Origin of the sequence: Mycolicibacter kumamotonensis (assembly GCF_002086285.1) — a bacterium.
GTDB classification, from domain to species: Bacteria; Actinomycetota; Actinomycetes; order Mycobacteriales; family Mycobacteriaceae; genus Mycobacterium; species Mycobacterium kumamotonense.
The window spans coordinates 14,264-34,984 of record NZ_MVHU01000040.1 but is presented as its reverse complement, the minus strand read 5'-3'; the positions used below and the strand labels follow the sequence as shown (position 1 = coordinate 34,984).

Here is a 20,721-nt window from a genome sequence, read left to right as displayed (position 1 = left end):
GGTCTGACTTCAGATCAGCGCCAACAAGCGCCACGAGGCACCCCGCCCCTCAGGCCACTAATTCAGCAGAGTCCTAGACCACGAGCAGCCGCAGAATCGCACTGTCCGAGGGCGATTCGTGCGATTCTGTGTCTGTTCGCCGGGGGAACTAAGCCCGCGCGAAGGCCAGCCGTTCGCCGATCGCGCCGGCCATCCACAGGTCGTTGCACGCGGCCGCCATCTCGGCCAGCCCCTCTTCGATCGTCGCGAACACATTGCCCGGCACCCAGCCGACGTCGCCGTTGAGCAGCAGGTTGTTGCGGCCGTAGAAGATCGCCAGATCGGTCGCGCCGAGCGGTGAATTCCCTTGCCCGCCTTCCTCATAACCGTAGGCGGGATTACCGATGTCGCCGGCGTCGAAGCTGAAGAAACAGACGTCGCCCGGGATCGGCGTCACCGTGGTGTTCTCCCGTCCCGGTGTGCCCATCGGCGGCAGCAGCGTGTACACCTCGTTGCGGGCATATTTGCCGTGGTAGGCCTGGCCGGCGACCGGCAACGCATCCCACACCACGGCGCAGGTCCGGGGAGCCTGGTCGTCGAGCAGTCGCGCCCGACAGGACACACCACGGCTGGTCAGTGTGATCGACAGGAAACGAGCCACAGCAGTCTCTACACCGGGTTGAAGGTGCGGCTGGCGATGAAAGTCGGCCGCGGAGTGGCGGCGCCGAACGGCTCCACCAGGGTGTTCTCCACGCTGTTGTAGACGATGAAGACGTTCGATCGCGGGTAGGGCGTGATGTTGCTGCTCGACCCGTGCATGCAGTTGCTGTCGAAGAACACCGCCGACCCGGCCGGGCCGGTGATCTGACGGATGCCGTGCTGGTCGGCCATCCAGGTCAGACTGTCGTCGTCGGGGGTGCCGACCTCCTGCTGCTTCAGCGATGAGCGGTAGTGATCCGGTGGCGTCTCGTCCGGGCACGACACGAACCACCGGTGCGAGCCGGGCATGATCATCAGCGAACCGTTGGTGTCCAGGTTCTCGGTGAGGGCCACCGAAACGCTGATCGCACGCGGGGCGGGCATGCCGTCCTCGGCGTGCCAGGTCTCGAAGTCGGAGTGCCAGTAGAACTCTCGTCCGTTGAAGCCCGGCTTGAAATTGACCCGGCTCTGGTGCACGTACACCTCCGAGCCGAGCAACTGGCGGACCGGGCCGACCAGGCGCTGATCGGCGACCAGGGCGGCGAACGCCGGGCTGATCCGGTGCACCTCGAAGATCGACCGGATCTGGCCGCTGTCGCGTTCGCAGATCGAGCGCTCGTCGGCCGCCAGCGCCGGGTCGGCGCGCAGCCGGTCGAGCTCGTTGCGCAGGTCCGCGACGACGTCGGCGTCCACCAAGGCGTTGACGGACAGGAATCCGTCGGCGTCGAAAGCCTCGACGCCGGCGGGTGGCAGGGGCCCACTGCCGGCATCCGTCGCCCACACCACCGGGTCACGCCGCGGCTCGATGCCGATCGCCACGTTGTTGCGAGTGGGGTAGTTGTCGGTGACAGCAGTGGTCAAGACGCGGCCTCCTGGGTCTCCTCGGTGAGCAGGGGATAGGCGCCGGTCTCGTCGTGCACCTCCTGACCGGTGACCGGCGGGTCGAACACGCATACCATGCGCAGGTCGGTGTGGGCGGTGACGCGGTGGTGCTCGTGCCCGTCGAGCAGGTAAAGGGTGCCGTCGCGAAGCGGGTGCACCTCGCCGGTCTCCTCGTTGGTCAGCTCACCTTCGCCGCCGACGCAGTACACCGCCTCGACGTGGTTGGCGTACCACATCGAGGTCTCGGTGCCGGCGTAGAGGATGGTCTCGTGCAGGGAGAACCGTTGCCCGTCCCGAGCCAGCAGCAGCCGCTGGCTGTTCCAGGTCTTGGCCTGCACGTCGCGGTCGGTGCCTTTGATCTCGGCAAGGGTACGAACGATCATCGATTGGCTCCTGAGGTAGTTCCGACGAGTTCACGGGCGGCGACGGCCTCGATCGATTCCGCCGCGATGGTCAGGCCCTCGGACAGGTCGTCGTCGTCGATGACCAAGGGCGGCATCAGCTTCAGCACCTCACCTTCGGGTCCCGAGGTCTCCAACAGCAGCCCCCGGGCGAACGCCTCCTTCTGCACGGCACCCGCCAACTCGGGTCGCTCGAACGCCACACCCCGGATCAGGCCACGGCCACGGGTCTCGACCCCGTCGAAGGGTTCGATCACCTCGCGCAGCGCCTGGTCGATCTGCTCGCCCTTGCGAATCACCTGCTTCTCCAACAGATTGTCGGTCCAGAAGTTCAGCGCCGCGGTGGCGGTGACGAAGGACGGGTTCTGGCCGCGGAAGGTGCCGTTGTGCTCGCCGGGCTCCCACACATCGAGTTCGGGCTTGAACAGCGTCAGCGCCATCGGCAGCCCGTAGCCGCTGATCGACTTGGACAGGCAGACGATGTCCGGGACGATGTCGGCCGCCTCGAAGCTGAAGAACGGTCCGGTGCGTCCGCAACCCATCTGGACGTCGTCGACGATCAGCAGCAGCTCGTGGCGTTTGCAGAGTTCGGCCAGCCCGTGCAGCCATTCCAGCCGGGCCACATTGATCCCGCCTTCGCCCTGCACGGTCTCGACGATCACCGCGGCCGGCTCGTTGAGGCCGCTGCCGCTGTCCTGCAACAGTCGCTCGAACCAGATGAAGTCCGGGGTGACGCCGTCGAGGTAGTTGTCGTAGGGCATCGGGGTGGCGTGCACCAGCGGAATGCCGGCTCCGCCGCGCTTCATCGAGTTACCGGTGACACTCAACGCGCCCAGCGTCATGCCGTGAAATGCGTTGGTGAAGCTGATGATGCTTTCCTTGCCGGTGACCTTGCGGGCCAGTTTCAGCGCCGACTCCACCGCGTTGGTTCCGGTGGGGCCGGGGAACTGCACCCGGTAGTCCAGCCCGCGCGGTTTGAGGATCACCTCGTTGAACCGCTCCAAGAACGCGCCCTTGGCAGCGGTGTTCATGTCCAGGCTGTGTACCACCCGGTCCGAGCTCAGGTACTCCAGCAGCGGGCCACGCAGGTCCGGGTGGTTGTGGCCGTAGTTGAGCGCGCCGGCGCCGGCGAAGAAGTCCACGTATTCGTTGCCGTCGACGTCCCACATCCGGGAGCCCTTCGCGCGGTCGAACGTCACCGGCCACGACCGGCAATAACTCCGTACCTCGGATTCAAGGGTTTCGAAAATGCTCATGGTTTCCTCCGTCCGTCGGTCACATACAACGGAACGGAACGACAGGTCGACTTCTAACTCGTGCCGCGGGTGATCTCGGCTCGACCCACCACCCCGCTCGGATGCCCCCGGCTAGGTCTGCCGGGGCTCACGTTTGCGCGGTCGTGACCTTACCGAGACCGATTTGTGATCTCAAGCTTGCCGTGCTGTCAATAACGGGCAGGGGTTACCCGCAGCGGCCCGATCCGAAACAGCTCCTCGGCGAGATGGGACTCGGGAAACAAACCGGCTCCGAACAGCTCCGAGCAGTCCAGGGCGGCGTCCCATCGGCGGGCGAAGGCGCTGAACAGCCGGCGACTGGCCTCGTTGTCCGGTGTGATCGACGTCTCAAGGTGCGTGCCGCCGTCGGCCACCAGCGCGGTCGCCAGATGATCGAGCATCCGGCCGGCCAGGCCCATGCCGCGGTGGGCGTCATTCACCGCGACCTGCCAGACCATCAGCGTTCCGGGTTGCTGCGGGCGGCGGTAGCCGGTGACGAAACCGGCCGGCTGCCCGTCGACCTCGGCGATCACGGAGGTGGCGGCGAAATCGCGGCACCACAACAGATAGGCGTAGGGCGCGTTGACGTCGAGTGTGGCGCTGTCCACCGCCATCTGCCACAGGGCTGGACCGTCCGCCACGGTCGGCGTGCGCAACTGGATATCAGCCGGGTCGGTCATCTCATCGACGGTACGTTGGGCCGGCTCACGGTTTGGCGGTCGGGTCGGGTGGCGCCTCGGGCGGATACCGCAGAGTTCGCAGCGCCTCGAGCGCCGAGCGGCCCTCGGGCTCCGCGCTGACCGGCACCAACCGCCACGCGGCCAGCGGGAACAGTCCGCACAGTGCAAAGGCCAACGGATAGCCGACGGCGCCGATCAGCGCGCCGAACACCGGGGGAGCGATTCCGGCGGTGAGCCGCTGGGTGGTGTTCTGCGTGCCCAGTGCGCGTCCGCTCCAGTACGGCCCGGCGATCTCGGCGACCGCGGTCGACGACAGCCCGTTGTCCAGCACGCTGATCACCGCCGCGACGACCATCGCCGCCTCGGCCAGGTGGGAGTGCAGATGATCGGTCACCCCGAGCACCACCATCGCCACCACACCGGCGGCGGCGATGCTGCGGATCGGCCGTAGCCGCGACCGCACGCGATCGGACCATCGTCCGGCCATCACCCGCCCGGCCGCGCCGAGCAACTGGGACACGGTCACCAGGCCGCCGGCGGCGGCGATCGACCAGTCGGTGTCGACGATCAGCCACACCAGCATGAAGGTGGACAACACGCACTGCGGAACCATCAGCAGCGCCGAGGACAAATGGATGCGCCACAGCACCTTCGAGCCGCTGTAGGGGTTGGACAACTCCGTGCCCGTCGCCGCCGACCGCGGCCTGCGGGGCGGATCGACCACGCCGATGGCGCATGCCACCGCCGCCACCGCGCACAGTGTCGCAGGGAACATCAGCGCCCGCGCCAAGCCGTGCTCGGCCAGTTCCGGAATGACCTCGGCCCCCAACGCGATTCCCAACGGCTGTGCCGTCTGGCGGATCCCCATCACCAGCCCGCGCTGGTGCGGCGGGAACCAGCCGGTCACCAGCCGGCCACTGGCGTTGTTGGCGCTGGCGGCGGCCATGCCGCCCAGAAAAAGGAAGCCGCCCACCGCAACCAGGGAATGCATCGACGCGGCCCCGAAGGTGGCCAGCGCGGTCAGCGCGGAGCCGACGGACAACACGATCCGCTCACCGAACCGGTCCAGCAGGGCGCCCCACCCGATCAAGGTCAGCACCATGCCGAAGCTCGGCATCGAGGCCAGCAGACCGGCCACCGCCAGGTTGGTCTCCCGCTTGGTCTCCAGCATCGGGATGACGAAGGCGATGCCGTTGATGAACACAAACGAGCACAGCGTCGCCGCCAACGCCACGATGACTACTGACCAGCGTGTAGCGCTGCTGACCGGCTCCGTGGACACCTGGTCATGGTTCCACAAACCGGCCCCAACGAAGTGTCAACGCGCACCCCGAGTACCTCCTCGGGCGGGGCGGCCCGTCGGACGCGCACGAATCGGCCCAGCCAAGTGCGACTGGGTGTCTGCCGGGCAGGAACACTAGGCTTGCACGAATGCGCCTAGGCCGAATTGCCAGCCCGGACGGCGTCGCCTTCGTCAGCTTGGAAGGCGATCCGGACCGGCCCGATGACATGACCGCGATGACCGCCCGTGAGATCGCCGAGCACCCGTTCGGCACACCGGAGTTCACCGGCAGGGCCTGGCCACTGGCCGACGTGCGCCTGCTGGCCCCGATCCTGGCCAGCAAGGTGGTCTGCATCGGGAAGAACTACGCGGCCCACATCGCCGAGATGGGATCGGCGCCACCGGCCAACCCGACGATGTTTCTCAAGCCCAACACCGCGATCGTCGGGCCGAACGTGCCGATCCAGCTGCCCGCCAATGCCTCCCCGGTCCACTACGAGGGTGAGCTGGCGGTGGTGATCTCGCGGCCGTGCAAGGACGTTCCGGCGGCCCGGGCCAAGGACAACATCCTCGGTTACACCATCGGCAACGACGTCTCGGCCCGCGACCAGCAGCAGGCCGACGGGCAGTGGACCCGGGCCAAGGGGCACGACACCTTCTGTCCGGTCGGGCCGTGGATCGTCACCGACCTCGACCCGGCGGATCTGGCGATCCGTACCGAGGTCAACGGGGAGGTCAAGCAGGACAGCCGGACCTCGCTGATGATCCACGACATCGGCGCCATCGTGGAGTGGATCTCCGCGGTGATGACCCTGCTGCCCGGCGACCTCATTCTCACCGGCACCCCCGAGGGTGTCGGCCCCATCGAACACGGTGACACCGTGTCCATCTCTGTCGAGGGCATCGGGACCCTCACCAATCCGGTTATCCGCAAAGGAAAGTCGTGACCGCACCTGCTGTTCGCGTCCGGTTCTGCCCGTCTCCGACCGGCACGCCGCACGTCGGCCTGATCCGCACCGCGCTGTTCAACTGGGCCTATGCCCGACACACCGGTGGCACGTTGGTCTTCCGGGTGGAGGACACCGACGCCCAACGTGACAGCGAGGAGAGCTATCTCGCGCTGCTCGACGCCCTGCGCTGGCTGCGCCTGGACTGGGACGAGGGGCCCGAAGTGGGCGGCCCCTACGGTCCCTACCGGCAGTCGCAGCGCACCGACATCTATCGGGATGTGGTCGCACAGCTGCTGGCCGCCGGGGAGGCCTACCAGGCGTTCTCGACGCCGCAGGAGGTCGAGGCCCGCCACCTCGCCGCCGGGCGCAATCCCAAGCTGGGTTACGACAACTTCGACCGGGACCTGACCGACGATCAACGTGCCGGCTACCTGGCCGAGGGTCGCAAGCCCGTCGTGCGGTTGCGGATGCCCGACGTCGAGCTGGGCTGGGATGACCTGGTGCGCGGGCCGACGTCCTTCCCGGCCGGGACGGTGCCCGACTTCGCGCTGACGCGTGCCAACGGGGATCCGCTGTACACGTTGGTCAACCCGGTCGACGACGCGATGATGAGGATCACCCATGTACTGCGCGGCGAGGACCTGTTGCCGTCCACGCCGCGTCAGATCGCGCTGTATCAGGCATTGATACGTATCGGAGTGGCCGACCGCATTCCGGAGTTCGCGCACCTGCCAACGGTTTTGGGCGAAGGAACCAAGAAGCTGTCCAAGCGCGACCCGCAGTCGAACCTGTTCGCGCACCGGGACCGCGGTTTCATCCCGGAGGGGTTGCTGAACTATCTGGCGCTGCTGGGCTGGTCCATCGCCGATGACCGCGATGTGTTCAGTCTCGACGAGATGGTCGCCGCCTTCGATGTGGCCGACGTCAACTCCAATCCGGCCCGGTTCGACCAGAAGAAGGCCGATGCGCTCAACGCTGAGCACATCCGGATGCTCGACGCGCAAGACTTCACCGCGCGACTGCGCGCCTATTTCGACACCCACGGTCATGACACCGGGCTCGACGACGCCGCGTTCGCGACGGCCGCGGCACTGGTGCAGACCCGCATCGTGGTGCTGGGCGACGCCTGGGGATTGCTGAAATTCTTCAACGACGACGAGTACGCGCTGGACCCGCGTGCTGTGGCCAAGGAGCTGGGGCCCGACGCCGCCCCGGTGCTGGACGCGGCCATCGCGGCGCTGGAGGGCGTGCGGGACTGGACCACCGAGGCCATCGAGGCCGCGCTGAAGGCCGCGCTGCTGGACGACCTGGAGCTCAAACCGCGTAAGGCGTTCGGCCCGGTCCGGGTCGCCGTCACCGGGGGGTTGGTCAGCCCGCCGCTGTTCGAGTCGCTGGAGCTGCTGGGAGCGGAGCGCAGCCTGGCCCGGTTGCGGGCCGCCCGGAACGGCGTGGGGTGAGCGCGATGAGTACTTCGCGGTAGAAGTTTGGTAGTCTGCACGTCGGCCCACAGCGGCTGGCTCGAAGTGCCCGACCGGCACTCTGACCAGCGGTTATGGCCAGGCCATTAGTGGTCATTGGGGTATGGTGTAATTGGCAACACAGCTGATTCTGGTTCAGCCATTCTAGGTTCGAGTCCTGGTACCCCAGCAAAGCCGGTCCGCCCCAAGCGATTAGGCGGTCCGTATGGGTTGGGCTATGCTGACAACCCGGATGTTCTAGCCCCCGTCGTCTAGCGGCCTAGGACGCCGCCCTCTCACGGCGGTAGCGTGGGTTCGAATCCCATCGGGGGTACAGAGAAAAAGCCCGCACCTGACGCAGGTGCGGGCCTTTTTTGGAATGTGAGGCCTACTCGGTCGTCGGCGCGGTGGATCCGCCCAGCGGCATCGCGGGCAGCCCCAGCTTGCGGTGGTCCCAGGATCGGGCGCGTTGTGTGACGATGCGCACAGCCACCCGGTTATTCATCATCGCGTCGACGGCCGGCTTCATCTCGTCGGTGTAGGGACCGGTGTAGCGCTCCCAGACGCTGACTCCCACCCGGAAGAGGGTGTCCGGGTCGTCGACGATCTCCGCGATGCCCTCGAAGGACACCCCGCGCAGGGTGTCGTAGGTCTCGCCGGCTTCCAACAGGAAGCTGACCCGCGGATCACGGCGCAGGTTGACCGCCTTCTGTGACTTGGCCTTGGTCTCGAGCCAGATCTCGCCGTCGAGCACCGCGTACCACATCGCGGTCAGGTGCGGCTGGCCGTCGGGTCCGATGGTGGCCAGCGTTCCGGTGCGGTTGGTCGTGACGAAGTCGGCGACCTCGGCATCGGTCATGACGATCTGTGCGCGCTGCTTGGTTCCCATTCCAGCAGTCTGGCAGGCGCACCGGTTCGCCCGGCGAGCAGACGCGGAATCGCATGGAACCGGTTGGCGGCATGCGACTCTGTGTCTGCTCGCGCCCGGGTTACAACAGCGCGGTGAGCGCGTCGGCGGCGGCGAGGAGATCGGCGGCCCAGCGTGCGCCGGGGCGCCGCCCCAAGCGGTCGATCGGGCCCGAGACCGAGATGGCCGCCACCACCGCGCCGCGCTGATCGCGTACCGGTGCTGAGACGCTGGCCACACCGGGCTCACGCTCGGCGATGCTCTGCGCCCAGCCCCGGCGGCGCACCTCCGACAGGGTGCGGCTGGTGAACTTGGCCTGCGCCAGCACTTCCTGCTGGAGTGCCGGTTCGGCGTAGGCCAGCAGGACCTTGGCTCCCGAGCCGGCGGTCATCGGAAGCCGGGCGCCGACCGGAACCGTGTCGCGCAGCCCCGCAGGCGGTTCCAGCGCCGCCACGCAGACCCGCGTGGAGCCCTCGCGGCGATACAACTGTGCGCTTTCCCCGGTGATCTCGCGCAGACGCGCCAGCACCGTCCCACCGGCCGCAAGAAGCGGGTCGTCGGCGCGGGCCGCCAGTTCGCTGATCGCGGGACCGATCTGCCAGCGCCCGTCACCATCGCGCCCGAGCAGCCGGTGTGCCTCCAGGCCGGCGGCCAACCGATGGGCGGTGGCGCGGGGCAGGCCGGTGCGATCGCACAGTTCGGCCAGTCCACACGGTGATTCGGCGACGGTGTGCAGCACCGCCAGGGCTTTGTCCAGAACGCCGATGCCGCTATGCTGTCCCATATACAGATACTAACGTCTCATAATGTGAGACAGGCAAATTTGGGGATGGCAATGACGCAACAGCCTCGCACCCTGGCCGAAAAGGTCTGGGCCGACCACGTCGTGGTCTCCGGCGGCGGAACCGAACCCGACCTGATCTACATCGATCTGCATCTGGTCCACGAGGTCACCAGCCCGCAGGCCTTCGAGGGCCTGCGCCTGGCCGGCCGTGGAGTGCGGCGCCCGGATCTGACCATCGCCACCGAGGACCACAACGTCCCGACGGTCGACATCGACAAGCCGATCGCCGACCCGGTGTCGCGCACCCAGGTCGAGACGCTGCGGCGCAACTGTGCCGAATTCGGTATCCGGTTGCACCCGATGGGCGACATCGACCAGGGCATCGTGCACATCATCGGGCCGCAACTGGGCCTCACCCAGCCCGGCACCACCGTCGTCTGCGGCGACAGTCACACCTCCACCCACGGCGCGTTCGGTGCGCTGGCGATGGGAATCGGGACCTCTGAGGTCGAACATGTGCTGGCCACCCAGACGTTGCCGCTGCGGCCGTTCAAGACGATGGCGGTCACCGTGGAGGGTCGGCTGCCGTCGGGGGTCACGGCCAAAGACATCATCCTGGCGGTGATCGCCCAGATCGGCACCGGTGGCGGTCAGGGCTATGTACTCGAGTACCGGGGCAGTGCCATCGAGGCACTGTCGATGGAGGCCCGGATGACGATCTGCAACATGAGTATTGAGGCGGGGGCCCGGGCCGGGATGGTGGCCCCCGATGCGATCACCTACGAGTACCTACGGGACCGCCCGCATGCCCCGAAGGGCGCGGACTGGGATGCCGCCGTGGCCTACTGGGACAGCTTGCGCACCGACCCGGGTGCCCGGTTCGACGCCGAGGTCTACCTGGACGCCTCCCAGCTGACCCCCTTCGTCACCTGGGGCACCAACCCCGGACAGGGAGTGCCGTTGGGTGCGGCCGTCCCGGATCCGGAGACGATCAGCGACGAGGCCCAGCGGCGGGCCGCCGAGAAGGCGTTGGCCTACATGGACCTTCGCCCGGGGACGCCGATGCGTGACATCGCGGTGGACACGGTGTTCGTCGGGTCGTGTACCAATGGTCGCATCGAGGACCTGCGCGCGGTGGCCGATGTGCTGCGCGGCCGGCGGGTCGCCGAAGGCGTGCGGATGCTTGTGGTGCCGGGATCGATGCGGGTGCGCAACCAGGCCGAAGCCGAGGGCCTCGCCGAGGTTTTCACCGCCGCGGGCGCCGAATGGCGCCAGCCCGGCTGCTCGATGTGTCTGGGGATGAACCCGGATCAGCTTGCGCCGGGCCAGCGTTGCGCGTCGACCTCCAACCGCAATTTCGAGGGCCGGCAGGGCAAGGGCGGGCGTACCCATCTGGTGTCTCCGGTCGTGGCGGCCGCCACCGCGGTCCGCGGGACGCTGTCGGCCCCCGCCGACTTGAACTGACCGCCACGGTATTTAAAGGAGTCTAGTCATGGAAGCTTTTCGCACCCATACCGGAATCGGAGTCCCGCTGCGGCGGTCCAATGTCGACACCGACCAGATCATTCCCGCGGTCTATTTGAAGCGCATCACCCGCACCGGGTTCGAAGACGGCCTGTTCGCCACCTGGCGTACCGACCCGTCATTCGTTCTGAATCTCAAGCCGTTCGACCGGGGTTCGGTGCTGGTCGCCGGGCCGGAATTCGGTACCGGTTCGTCGCGGGAGCATGCGGTGTGGGCACTGCTCGACTACGGATTCCGGGTGGTGATCTCCTCACGTTTCGCCGACATCTTCAGGGGGAACGCCGGCAAGGCGGGGTTGCTGGCGGCTCAGGTGGCCCAGGATGACGTCGAACTGCTCTGGAAACTCATCGAGGGAAGCCCCGGACTGGAAATCACTGTCAATCTTCAAGATCGGAATATCACTGCCGGAACGGCGGTGGTGGCGTTCACGATTGACGACTACACCGCCTGGCGGCTGTCCGAGGGGCTCGACGATATAGGCCTTACGCTGCGGAAACTCGATGAGATCGACTCCTTTGAGACGGCCCGCCCGAGCTGGAAACCGCGGACCGTCCCGGCCTCTTGACGGCACTCCGACGGGCCTAATTCTGGTCGATTGAACAGTCCGGTCAGCACCCAAGGGCGGTAACCGGATTGCGAAATTGGCCGATAATCTCATCTGAAATTGCGCGTGGCTCTTGGATATCAGTGGTATCAGGGTTTACCGTGTGCTCTAGTCGGCTCAAGTAGGGCCACTGGTTTCGGAGGGATTGGATGAACAAAGCAGAGCTCATCGAGGTGCTCACAAAGGAATTGGACACCGACCGGCGGTCGGCGACCGAGGCCGTGGAGCATTTCGTCAATGCCATTGTGCGCGCCGTCCACAAGGGTGAGAGCGTCACCATCACCGGGTTTGGCGTTTTCGAGCGCCGTCGTCGCGCCGCGCGCGTGGCCCGCAATCCCCGCACCGGTGAGACGGTCAAGGTGAAGCCGACATCTGTCCCCGCATTCCGTCCGGGTGCGCAGTTCAAGGCCATTGTTTCTGGCGCGCAGCGCGTCCCGTCCGAGGGTCTCGCGGTCAAGCGTGGTGCCGGCACCACCGCGGCGAAGAAGGCGGCTAAGAAGTCGCCGGCAAAGAAGGCCACCAAGGCCGCCGCCAAGAAGACGGCGGCCAAGGCTCCGGTGCGCAAGGCAGCCAAGGCCGCGCCGAAGAAGGCCACCAAGGCCACCAAGGCCGCAGTGAAGAAGGCTCCGGCCAAGAAGGTGGCCGCCAAGAAGACGGCGACCAAGGCTCCGGCCAAGAAGGTGACCGCCAAGAAGACGGCGACCAAGGCCCCGGTCCGCAAGGCCGCGACCAAGGCCCCGGCCAAGAAAGCCGCCGCCAAGAAGGCCCCGGCCAAGAAGGCCACCAAGGCCACGGCACGAAAAGGCCGTAAGTAACAACGAATAGCCGGGCGCCGCGGGGAACCCCCGCGGCGCCCGGTTGTTCACACCAGGGCGCGCGCCGCCAGCGGACTGCCGAGGTGGTCTGCGGCGATCAACCGTCCTGCCGACAGTGACAGCACCCAGGTGCTGCCCTTGCGATTGCGGGACTTGTCCGGGGTGATGCCATCGCGGGCGCACCACCAGGTGATCAGGTCCGGAATCACCTTGCCCTGCGTGCAGATAACCGGGGTGCCGCCCAAGCGGGCGATCTCGAGCACCCTGCGCCGGGCCTTCTTCGGCGTGTGGTTGTAGGCCTCTTCAGTCAGCAAGGGCTCGTTGTGCACGGCCACGCCGAGTTCGGCGGCCAGCGGTTCGACGGTCTGATGACAGCGCACCCGATCGGCCGCGTAGACCTCGCTGGCGCCGAAGGCCAATAGCAGACCGGTGAGCGCCTCGGCCTGCGCCCGGCCCTTCTTGTCGAGCGGCCGCAGGGTGTCATCACCGGAGAACCGGGAGCGGCGCCCGGCGGTGCCGTGCCGCACCACCAACACCGTCTGGGTGTCGGCGGGCGCCTTGGCGAACCGTCGCAGTATCTTCCGGTCGTGGGGGTAGTGCAGTTCCTTCATCGCGGCGCTGACCGGCAGCCAGACCATATCGTCGACCTCGTGGTTGGGCACGAAATCACCGCCGAGCCCCCGCGCGTTCCAGTAGTGCACCTTCTTGACGCCCTGGGCGATCGGATAGCTGATCGAACCCAGCCGGCGACCCAGGTGGGCATGCTGGCCGGTCTCTTCGAAGATCTCCCGTACCGCCGTCACCGGCTCGGTCTCCCCGGGATCGACTTTGCCTTTGGGAAGTGACCAGTCGTCATAGCGGGGGCGGTGGATGAGCGCCACCTCGACGGCCTTTCGCCGCTTGCGCCACAGCACCGCGCCGGCGGCGTGGATGATTCTGTCCGCCGGGACCGAGCCATTCGACGAGGTCTTTGTGTGCACCTTCACTCCTGCAGGTCAATTCGGGGCCTCTTCGATGGCAGCTGCCGGCCGATCGGCCGGCAGGTCAGGGATTGCGGTGTCGTTCCATCAATGACACCTGGTGGTCGCGCACCGTCGCGCCGTCGTGCGGCGCGGCAGTCCACTGCCCGTCCGGCCCGAGTTCCCAGCAGCGGGTGGCCGGGTCCATCGCGGAGTCGAACACGTCGCCCAGTTGAGCGGTCAGACGCGGATCCTTCACCTGCACCATCACCTCGACCCGCCGGTCCAGGTTGCGGTGCATCATGTCGGCGCTGCCGATCCAGAATTCGCCGATGGCGCGGCATTCGATGATGCGGGAGTGCTCCAGAAAACGTCCGAGAATCGATCGCACAACGATGTTTTCGGAGAAGCCTTCGACTCCCGGCCGCAACGCGCAGATTCCGCGTACTACCAATTCGACCTGCACACCTGCCCGCGACGCGCGATAAAGCGCGTCGATCACCTGCTCGTCGACCAGAGAGTTGAGTTTCAGCCGGATCCGGCCCTGCCCGTCGCTGCGATGCGCGGCGATCTCACGTTCGATGCGTTCGATGATCCCGGCCCGCACGCCGTGCGGGGCCACCAACAGGTTGCGGTACTCCATCTTCCGCGAGTAGCCGGTCAGTGAGTTGAACAGGTCGGTCAGGTCGGCGCCGATATCCGGGTCGGCGGTCAGCAGCCCGATGTCCTCGTAGAGGCGTGCGGTCTTGCTGTTGTAGTTGCCGGTGCCGATATGGCAGTACCGCCGGATCGCCGAGCCCTCACGGCGCACCACCAACGCGACCTTGCAGTGCGTCTTGAGCCCGATCAGCCCGTACACCACATGCACGCCGGCTTGTTCCAGCTTACGGGCCCACTTGATGTTGGCCTGCTCGTCGAACCGGGCCTTGATCTCGACCAGGGCCACCACCTGTTTTCCGGCTTCGGCCGCGTCGATCAGCGCGGTGACGATCGGCGAGTCACCCGAGGTGCGGTACAGGGTGTGTTTGATCGCCAGCACGCCCGGGTCGGCGGCGGCCTGTTCGACGAAGCGCTGCACGCTGGTGGCGAACGAGTCGTAGGGGTGGTGCACCAGCACGTCGCCTTCCCGCAGGGTGGCGAAAATGCTTTTGGGGGTTTCCCGTTCGGCGAACGCCGGGTGGGTGGCCGGAACGAAGGTGCGGTCCTTGAGGTCCGGACGGTCTTGGCGGTACACCTGCCACAACGACGACAAATCCAACAGGCCGGGCACCTCGATGACATCGCCGGGGTCCACGTCGAGCTCTCGCAGCAGCAGCTCCAACATGCTCTCGGTCATGTCGTCGGCGACCTCCAGGCGCACCGGTGACCCGAACCGGCGTCGTGCCAATTCCCGCTCCAACGCCTGCAGCAGGTCCTCGTCGCGGTCCTCCTCAACCTCGAAATCGGCGTTGCGGGTGATGCGGAACGCGTGATGCTCGACGATGTCCATGCCGGGAAACAGCACCGGCAGGAACGCCGCGATCAGCTCCTCCATCGGTAGCAGGCGGATCTCGGGGTGCCCCTCACCGCCGTTGGGGACGGGATCGAGTTCCACGAATCGGTCGACGTTGTCGGGAACTTTCACCCGCGCGAAGTGATTTCCGCCGTCTTCGGGGCGCTTGACCGTCACCGCCAGGTTCAAGCTGAGCCCGCTGACGAACGGGAACGGGTGCGCCGGGTCGACCGCCAACGGCGTCAGGACCGGGAACACCTGCTCGTGGAAGTACACCGACAACTGGTCGCGTTCACCCGGTTGCAGATCGGCCCACGTGACGATGTGGATGCCCTCGTCGGCGAGCGCCGGCCGCACCGATTCGAGAAACACCCGCGCATGGCGGGTGGCGATCTGCTGGGTCTGCTCACCGATCCGGCGCAGTTGCTCGCGCGGCGTCAAGCCATCGGCCGAGCGCACCGACAAGCCCATCTCGTCGCGGCGTTTGAGCCCGGCGACCCGGACCATATAGAACTCGTCGAGATTGGAGGCGAAGATCGCCAGGAACTTGGCCCGCTCCAACAACGGCAGTGAGGTGTCGGCCGCCAGTGCCAGCACCCGCGCGTTGAAGTCCAGCCAGCTCAGCTCCCTGTTCAGGTAGCGGTGCGCGGGCAGTTCATCGGCGTCCTCGGTCGGCGCAGCCGCGGTGGCAGCAGGTGGGGCGGTCGGGGTGGCGTCAATCGGGCGCCAGTCGGTCTCATCGCCGGGCGCCTCGGTCAGTTGGCCGACCTCGATTTCTTCCACTCCGAAATCATTACTCATCAATGGGTGGTGCTGCCACCGCTCTTGGATTGCGCGAGCGCACGCGTGGTCGCCGGGCCGACCCCCAGACGCCGCGCCACCGCCAGATCCTCGGGCGTGTCGATGTCGCAACGCAGGCCGGGCCAGGCTCCGGTCAGCTCCAAAGCCCCCGACTGTCGATGCCGCATCGACGAGCCCCGACCGAACTGCGGGTCCAGGGGGCTGCCGAACGCGAACAGTGCCGCAGTGCCCAATCCATGCCGGTCGGCCACGAAGCTGCGTTGATGGCCGCGGGCCGCGGCGATCGCCTCGTCGAGTTCGTAGGACTGCAAAGCCGGTAGATCGCCTTGCAGAACAACGATATTCGGCACCGACCCGGCTACCGCCCGTTCGGCGGCGGCGAGTGCGTTGTTCAGCGGGTCGCCGTGACCGTCCGGGGTCGGATCCTCTAGCACCTCGGCGCCCAGGTCGGCCGCGGCCGCGGCGGCGGCTTCGTCGGGGGTGACCACGGTGATGTGCTCCAGCCCTCGGGCGGCCGACGCCGCGGTGATGGTGTCGACCAGCATGGCCAGCACCACGGCCTCCCGCAAGGGTGCAGGAAAGGCCGGCGCCAGCCTGGTCTTGGCCACGCTGAGCCGCTTGACGGCGATGATCAGGCCGATACCCGATTCCTCGGCCATGGAGTTCACACCCGACATCCTGCCAGCGACGGGTTCACCCCCTCACGCGTCGTCCCCAGTAGGTTGATGGCGGGTTGATGGCGGCGACCCGCTGACGAGAGGTGGTGTGAAGTGGTCGGGACCGAGGGCACAGTCGCGGTGATGGGAGCGGGCGCGTGGGGCACGGCCCTGGCCAAGGTGCTCGCGGACGCCGGCAGCCAGGTCAGGCTCTGGGCGCGCCGGTCCGACGTCGCCGACCAGATCAACGAGACCCGCCGCAACCCCGACTATCTGCCGGGCTTCACGGTGCCCGAGGCCGTGCGGGCCACGACCGACCCGGCAGCGGCGCTGGAGGGCCTGACCACAGTGGTGCTCGCGGTGCCGGCGCAGACCATGCGGGCCAACTTGGAGTCATGGACGCCGCACCTGGCCGAGGGCGCCACCCTGGTCAGCGTCGCCAAGGGCATCGAACTGGGCACCTTGATGCGGATGAGCCAGGTGGTCGCCTCGGTAACCGGGGTCGACCCCGGGCAGGTCGCCGTGGTGTCGGGCCCGAACCTGGCCGCGGAGATCGCCGCCGAACAGCCCGCCGCCACGGTGGTCGCCTGCACCGACTCCGGCCGTGCGGTGGCGCTGCAGCGCATGCTCAACACCGGCTACTTCCGCCCGTACACCAACGCCGACGTCATCGGCACCGAGATCGGCGGCGCCTGCAAGAACGTCATCGCGCTCGCCTGCGGGATGGCGGCCGGGGTGGGGCTGGGCGAGAACACCGCGGCGGCGATCATCACCCGCGGCCTGGCCGAGATCATCCGCCTGGGAGTCGCGCTCGGCGCCAAGGGCGCCACGCTGGCCGGTCTGGCCGGGGTGGGTGACCTGGTGGCCACCTGCACGTCGCCGCAATCGCGTAATCGGTCGTTCGGCGAACGGCTCGGCCGGGGCGAGGCGATGCCGCCGATACCGGGCTCGAAGGGGCTGCTGAGCACGGCCGACGGTCACGTCGTCGAAGGCGTGACGTCGTGCCAGTCGGTGCTGGCGCTGGCATCGAGCTACGACGTGGAGATGCCCTTGACCGACGCCGTGCACCGGGTCTGCCACACCGGGCTGTCGGTCAACGAGGCGGTGGCGCTGCTGCTGGGACGTCGCACCAAACCGGAGTGAGGGCGGGTTGCCGTACCCTCTGGCGTGTGAATTCTCACCCGCGCACCCGAGTGGCCGTCGTCTTCGGCGGCCGCAGTAGCGAGCACGCCATCTCCTGCGTCTCGGCGGGCAGCATCTTGCGCAATCTCGATCCGCAACGGTTCGAGATCGTCGCGGTGGGGATCACCCCGGAGGGATCCTGGGTGCTCACCGACGGTGACCCGGACGCGCTGACCCTCAACGGCCGGCAGTTGCCGCAGGTGACCACGTCCTGCGGTGCGGAACTGGCCCTGCCCGCCGACCCCCAGCGAGCCGGCCAGCTGGTCGCGTTGTCATCGGGTGCCGCCGAGGTGCTGGAATCGGTGGACGTGGTGTTCCCGGTGCTGCACGGTCCCTACGGCGAGGACGGCACCGTCCAGGGGCTCCTCGAGCTCGCCGGGCTGCCCTATGTCGGGGCCGGGGTGCTGGCCAGCGCCGCCGGGATGGACAAGGAGTTCACCAAGAAGCTGCTGGCCGCCGAGGGCCTGCCGATCGGCCCGTACGCGGTGCTGCGGGGAACTGCTGCGACGCTGTCGATCGAGGACCTCGAGCGGCTGGGGTTGCCGCTCTTCGTCAAACCGGCGCGCGGCGGGTCGTCGATCGGGGTCAGTCGGGTGAGGTCGCACGACGAACTGCCCGCCGCTATCGCCGAAGCACGCCGCCACGACCCGAAGGTCATCGTCGAGGCCGCCGTAGTGGGGCGCGAACTCGAGTGCGGGGTGCTCGAATTCCCCGACGGCACAGTGGCGGCCAGCACGGTGGGGGAGATCCGGGTGGCGCACGGCGGTGCCGACTCTGACGACTCCTTCTACGACTTCGCCACCAAGTACCTCGACGACGCCGCCGAACTCGACGTGCCCGCCAAAGTAGCCGATGACGTCGCAGATGCGGTGCGGCAGTTGGCGATTCGATCTTTCTCCGCGCTGGACTGCGCGGGTCTGGCCCGGGTCGACTTCTTCCTCACCGACGACGGTCCGGTGATCAACGAGATCAACACCATGCCCGGGTTCACCACGATCTCGATGTACCCGCGGATGTGGGCGGCCAGCGGAATCGACTACCCGACGTTGCTGGCGACCATGGTCCAGACCGCGCTGGCCCGCGGGGTGGGCCTGCGCTGATCCGGCGGTGAATCGTCAGTGCGGCGGGCCCGGCCTGATCGGCACCGCCGCGACGGTGTCGGCGATCAGATCGGAGAGCTCCTGGATCGGGGTGGGCCCTGAGCCGCGGGGCAGGGTCAGCGCCAGATAGACCTGCCGATCGACCGCATACCAGGTGGCCCGGTCGCCTTCGCGGACCTCGAACCACTGCACCTGATCGACCACCTGCAGCGGCGAGCCCACCACGAAGTCGGCCGGTCGATCCAGCCCGCAGCGCAGCACCACCGTGTCGTCGGGGCCGGCGGTCCAGGCCGCCACGCCCTCGGGGGCCGGCGGCGCGATCTCGGCGCGATCGAAGTCGCCCAGTTGCTGCGGCAGCGCGTCGAGCACGGCGCGGCAGGCCGCGTCACCGGCGTGCGGAGCCGGCACCGCGGCGAGGCGAATCGGTTCGGCCGGCTGCCGGGCCGGTCGGTGCGACGCCGCGACCGCCAGGGCGGCGCCCACCGCGGCGACCGCGACCACCAGAGCGGCGATCAGCGCGATCCGTGGCGGCCCGTCGGCGTCGGTTCCCGGATTGGTCACGCCCCGCCTTCCTTTCCGATCGCACCTACACTCGGTCGCTGTGCGCGGTAACGAGCCCACGCTGGGTCAGCTTGGAGAGTTTCCCATGATCGACCGGCTGGTGGCCGGTCGCCATCAGCCCAGCGCCACCGAAGTGGGTCCCGGTGACGACGCGGCGGTGGTGCGTTGCTCCGACGGCCGGACCGTCGTCTCCACCGACATGCTGGTGGAAGGCCGGCATTTCCGGCTGGACTGGTCGGCCCCGCACGACATCGGACGCAAGGCGATCGCGCAGAACGCCGCAGACATCGAGGCGATGGGTGCCCGACCGATCGCGTTCGTCGTCGCCTTCGGTGCCCCGGCCCGCACCGCGGCCGCCGATGCCGCCGCCGTGGCCGACGGCATGTGGGCCGAAGCCGGGCGATTCGGCGCCGGCGTGGTCGGCGGCGACCTGGTCGAGGCCGATTCCTGGGTGGTGTCGGTGACCGCGCTGGGCGATCTGGCCGGCCGGGCGCCGGTGCTGCGGTCCGGGGCGCGAGCCGGCGCGGTTTTGGCGGTGGCCGGCGAGCTGGGCCGGTCGGCGGCGGGCTTTCGGCTCTGGACCGACGGCCAGGACGGTTTCGAGGCGTTGCGGCGTCGCCACCTCGTCCCGGAGCCGCCCTACGGGCAGGGCGTGGTGGCCGCCGACGCGGGGGCGCAGGCGATGACCGACGTCTCCGACGGCCTGCTCGCCGACCTGGGGCACCTGGCGACCGCCTCGCAGGTGACGATCGAGGTCTCCACCGCCGGCCTGGCCGCCGACCGTGAGGCGCTGGCGCCGGCCGCTGCCGCCCTCGGCGCCGACGTGTGGGCATGGGTGCTGGGTGGGGGAGAGGACCACGCACTGGTCGCCGCGTTTCCTGGCGCGGTACCGCCCGGCTGGCGGGTGATCGGCCGGGTAACCGAGGGGCCGGCCAAGGTGCTGGTCGACGGGGCGCCCTGGGATGGGGATGCGGGCTGGCAGTCGTACGGCTCGGGGTCCCCGTTACCTTGAGACACCATGAGCGCGCGTCCACTTCCTGAACTCGTCGAGAGCGGTTGGGCCACCGCCCTGGAACCGGTGACCGAGCAGGTGGCCTTGATGGGGAAGTTCCTGCGCGAGGAGATCTCATCCGGGCGCGGCTACCTACCCGACGGGCAGAACGTCTTGCGCGCCTTCACGTTTCCGTTCGACGCCGTGCGGGTGCTGATCGTCGGACAGGATCCTTACCCCACCCCGGGACATGCGGTGGGCCTCAGTTTCTCGGTCGCCCCGCACGTGCGGCCACTGCCGCGCAGCCTGGAGAACATCTTTACCGAGTACACCGCCGACCTCGGCTATCCCCGGCCGGCCACCGGCGATCTGTCGGCGTGGGCGCAGCGCGGCGTGCTACTGCTCAACAGGGTGCTCACGGTGCGGCCGGGCACCCCGGCGTCACACCGCGGCAAGGGCTGGGAGATGGTCACCGAGTGCGCGATCCGCGCTTTGGTGGCGCGCCGGCAGCCCATGGTGGCGATCTTGTGGGGACGCGACGCGGGAACGCTCAAACCCATGCTGTCCGACAACTGCGTCGCGATCGAATCCCCGCACCCGTCGCCGCTGTCGGCGTCGCGGGGGTTCTTCGGATCACGGCCGTTCAGCCGCGCCAACGAGCTGCTGACCCAGCTCGGGGCCGAGCCGATCGACTGGCGACTGGACTGATTCGAGCCGCCTGCTGCGCTGAGCACCCGAGAT

21 protein-coding genes and 2 tRNA genes are annotated in these 20,721 nt (G+C 68.0%); 11 read left to right on the top strand and 12 right to left on the bottom strand.

The features are described 5' to 3' along the window. Nucleotides 1–148: 148 nt before the first annotated feature. The 6 genes from BST28_RS19990 to BST28_RS19965 form a co-directional block, all read right to left on the bottom strand. Entirely contained in the window at nt 149–640 is a 492-nt protein-coding gene (locus tag BST28_RS19990; protein WP_083082586.1) for a DUF3830 family protein, read from the bottom strand. A gap of 8 nt (nt 641–648) precedes the next feature. After that, nucleotides 649–1,539, bottom strand: coding sequence for an ectoine hydroxylase (gene thpD, locus BST28_RS19985; RefSeq protein WP_083082584.1), 891 nt, complete (start codon nt 1,537–1,539; stop codon nt 649–651). After that, nucleotides 1,536–1,943, bottom strand: a complete 408-nt coding sequence (locus BST28_RS19980; RefSeq protein ID WP_019738861.1) for an ectoine synthase — start codon at nt 1,941–1,943, stop codon at nt 1,536–1,538. Before BST28_RS19980 ends, thpD begins: the two co-directional genes overlap by 4 nt. Beyond that, a complete protein-coding gene (gene ectB, locus BST28_RS19975) occupies nt 1,940–3,217 on the bottom strand; it encodes a diaminobutyrate--2-oxoglutarate transaminase (protein WP_019738862.1) in 1,278 nt (425 codons plus the stop codon). Before ectB ends, BST28_RS19980 begins: the two co-directional genes overlap by 4 nt. A 188-nt stretch (nt 3,218–3,405) precedes the next feature. Continuing rightward, nucleotides 3,406–3,915: a diaminobutyrate acetyltransferase gene (gene ectA / locus BST28_RS19970; protein WP_083082582.1), complete on the bottom strand. Its 510-nt coding sequence runs from the start codon at nt 3,913–3,915 to the stop codon at nt 3,406–3,408. Between the two features lie 25 nt (nt 3,916–3,940). Further along, nucleotides 3,941–5,197: an MFS transporter gene (locus BST28_RS19965; RefSeq protein WP_083082598.1), complete on the bottom strand. Its 1,257-nt coding sequence runs from the start codon at nt 5,195–5,197 to the stop codon at nt 3,941–3,943. 149 nt (nt 5,198–5,346) lie between these two features. Here BST28_RS19965 and BST28_RS19960 point away from each other — a divergent pair, with 149 nt between their 5' ends. The 4 genes from BST28_RS19960 (at nt 5,347) to BST28_RS19945 (ending at nt 7,938) form a co-directional block, all read left to right on the top strand. Then, nucleotides 5,347–6,144: a fumarylacetoacetate hydrolase family protein gene (locus BST28_RS19960; protein WP_083082579.1), complete on the top strand. Its 798-nt coding sequence runs from the start codon at nt 5,347–5,349 to the stop codon at nt 6,142–6,144. Continuing rightward, nucleotides 6,141–7,604: a glutamate--tRNA ligase gene (gene gltX / locus BST28_RS19955; protein WP_083082577.1), complete on the top strand. Its 1,464-nt coding sequence runs from the start codon at nt 6,141–6,143 to the stop codon at nt 7,602–7,604. Before BST28_RS19960 ends, gltX begins: the two co-directional genes overlap by 4 nt. A 118-nt stretch (nt 7,605–7,722) precedes the next feature. Further along, nucleotides 7,723–7,794 (top strand) — tRNA-Gln (locus BST28_RS19950). Between the two features lie 71 nt (nt 7,795–7,865). After that, nucleotides 7,866–7,938 (top strand) — tRNA-Glu (locus BST28_RS19945). 54 nt (nt 7,939–7,992) lie between these two features. Here BST28_RS19945 and BST28_RS19940 read toward each other — a convergent pair. Then, nucleotides 7,993–8,493, bottom strand: coding sequence for a pyridoxamine 5'-phosphate oxidase family protein (locus BST28_RS19940; protein ID WP_083082574.1), 501 nt, complete (start codon nt 8,491–8,493; stop codon nt 7,993–7,995). 100 nt (nt 8,494–8,593) lie between these two features. Further along, nucleotides 8,594–9,295, bottom strand: coding sequence for an IclR family transcriptional regulator (locus BST28_RS19935; RefSeq protein WP_065289035.1), 702 nt, complete (start codon nt 9,293–9,295; stop codon nt 8,594–8,596). A 45-nt stretch (nt 9,296–9,340) separates the two neighbouring features. Here BST28_RS19935 and leuC point away from each other — a divergent pair, with 45 nt between their 5' ends. The 3 genes from leuC to BST28_RS19920 all read left to right on the top strand — a co-directional run bounded on the left by leuC (nt 9,341) and on the right by BST28_RS19920 (nt 12,238). Further along, complete coding sequence (gene leuC, locus BST28_RS19930; protein ID WP_029248836.1) at nt 9,341–10,759, top strand: 3-isopropylmalate dehydratase large subunit; 1,419 nt, start codon at nt 9,341–9,343, stop codon at nt 10,757–10,759. 28 nt (nt 10,760–10,787) lie between these two features. Then, nucleotides 10,788–11,384: a 3-isopropylmalate dehydratase small subunit gene (leuD, locus tag BST28_RS19925; protein ID WP_083082572.1), complete on the top strand. Its 597-nt coding sequence runs from the start codon at nt 10,788–10,790 to the stop codon at nt 11,382–11,384. Nucleotides 11,385–11,572: 188 nt separating this feature from the next. Continuing rightward, nucleotides 11,573–12,238, top strand: coding sequence for an HU family DNA-binding protein (locus BST28_RS19920; RefSeq protein ID WP_083082569.1), 666 nt, complete (start codon nt 11,573–11,575; stop codon nt 12,236–12,238). 47 nt (nt 12,239–12,285) lie between these two features. Here the strand turns inward: BST28_RS19920 and mutT1 are convergent, their stop codons facing one another. The 3 genes from mutT1 to cofC all read right to left on the bottom strand — a co-directional run bounded on the left by mutT1 (nt 12,286) and on the right by cofC (nt 16,149). Next, on the bottom strand, nt 12,286–13,218 hold the full coding sequence (gene mutT1 / locus BST28_RS19915) for an 8-oxo-(d)GTP phosphatase MutT1 (protein ID WP_083082595.1): 933 nt from the start codon (nt 13,216–13,218) through the stop codon (nt 12,286–12,288). A gap of 64 nt (nt 13,219–13,282) precedes the next feature. Next, complete coding sequence (locus BST28_RS19910; RefSeq protein ID WP_083082567.1) at nt 13,283–15,493, bottom strand: RNA degradosome polyphosphate kinase; 2,211 nt, start codon at nt 15,491–15,493, stop codon at nt 13,283–13,285. Continuing rightward, on the bottom strand, nt 15,490–16,149 hold the full coding sequence (gene cofC / locus BST28_RS19905; RefSeq protein ID WP_420093451.1) for a 2-phospho-L-lactate guanylyltransferase: 660 nt from the start codon (nt 16,147–16,149) through the stop codon (nt 15,490–15,492). Before cofC ends, BST28_RS19910 begins: the two co-directional genes overlap by 4 nt. Before the next feature lie 141 nt (nt 16,150–16,290). On the opposite strand from cofC, the gene BST28_RS19900 reads away from it, so the two are divergent. Both BST28_RS19900 and BST28_RS19895 read left to right on the top strand, forming a co-directional pair. After that, nucleotides 16,291–17,289 (top strand): NAD(P)H-dependent glycerol-3-phosphate dehydrogenase, encoded by a 999-nt coding sequence (locus tag BST28_RS19900; protein WP_083082593.1) that lies wholly within the window; start codon nt 16,291–16,293, stop codon nt 17,287–17,289. A gap of 26 nt (nt 17,290–17,315) precedes the next feature. Beyond that, on the top strand, nt 17,316–18,428 hold the full coding sequence (locus BST28_RS19895) for a D-alanine--D-alanine ligase family protein (RefSeq protein WP_083082565.1): 1,113 nt from the start codon (nt 17,316–17,318) through the stop codon (nt 18,426–18,428). A gap of 15 nt (nt 18,429–18,443) precedes the next feature. On the opposite strand, the gene BST28_RS19890 is transcribed toward BST28_RS19895, so the two are convergent. Continuing rightward, a complete protein-coding gene (locus BST28_RS19890) occupies nt 18,444–18,989 on the bottom strand; it encodes a DUF3515 domain-containing protein (protein ID WP_083082564.1) in 546 nt (181 codons plus the stop codon). 40 nt (nt 18,990–19,029) lie between these two features. Between BST28_RS19890 and BST28_RS19885 the strand changes: the two genes are divergently transcribed. Next, nucleotides 19,030–20,001: a thiamine-phosphate kinase gene (locus tag BST28_RS19885; RefSeq protein ID WP_272937544.1), complete on the top strand. Its 972-nt coding sequence runs from the start codon at nt 19,030–19,032 to the stop codon at nt 19,999–20,001. 6 nt (nt 20,002–20,007) lie between these two features. Beyond that, nucleotides 20,008–20,688, top strand: coding sequence for a uracil-DNA glycosylase (locus tag BST28_RS19880; protein ID WP_083082563.1), 681 nt, complete (start codon nt 20,008–20,010; stop codon nt 20,686–20,688). Nucleotides 20,689–20,721 lie beyond the last annotated feature (33 nt).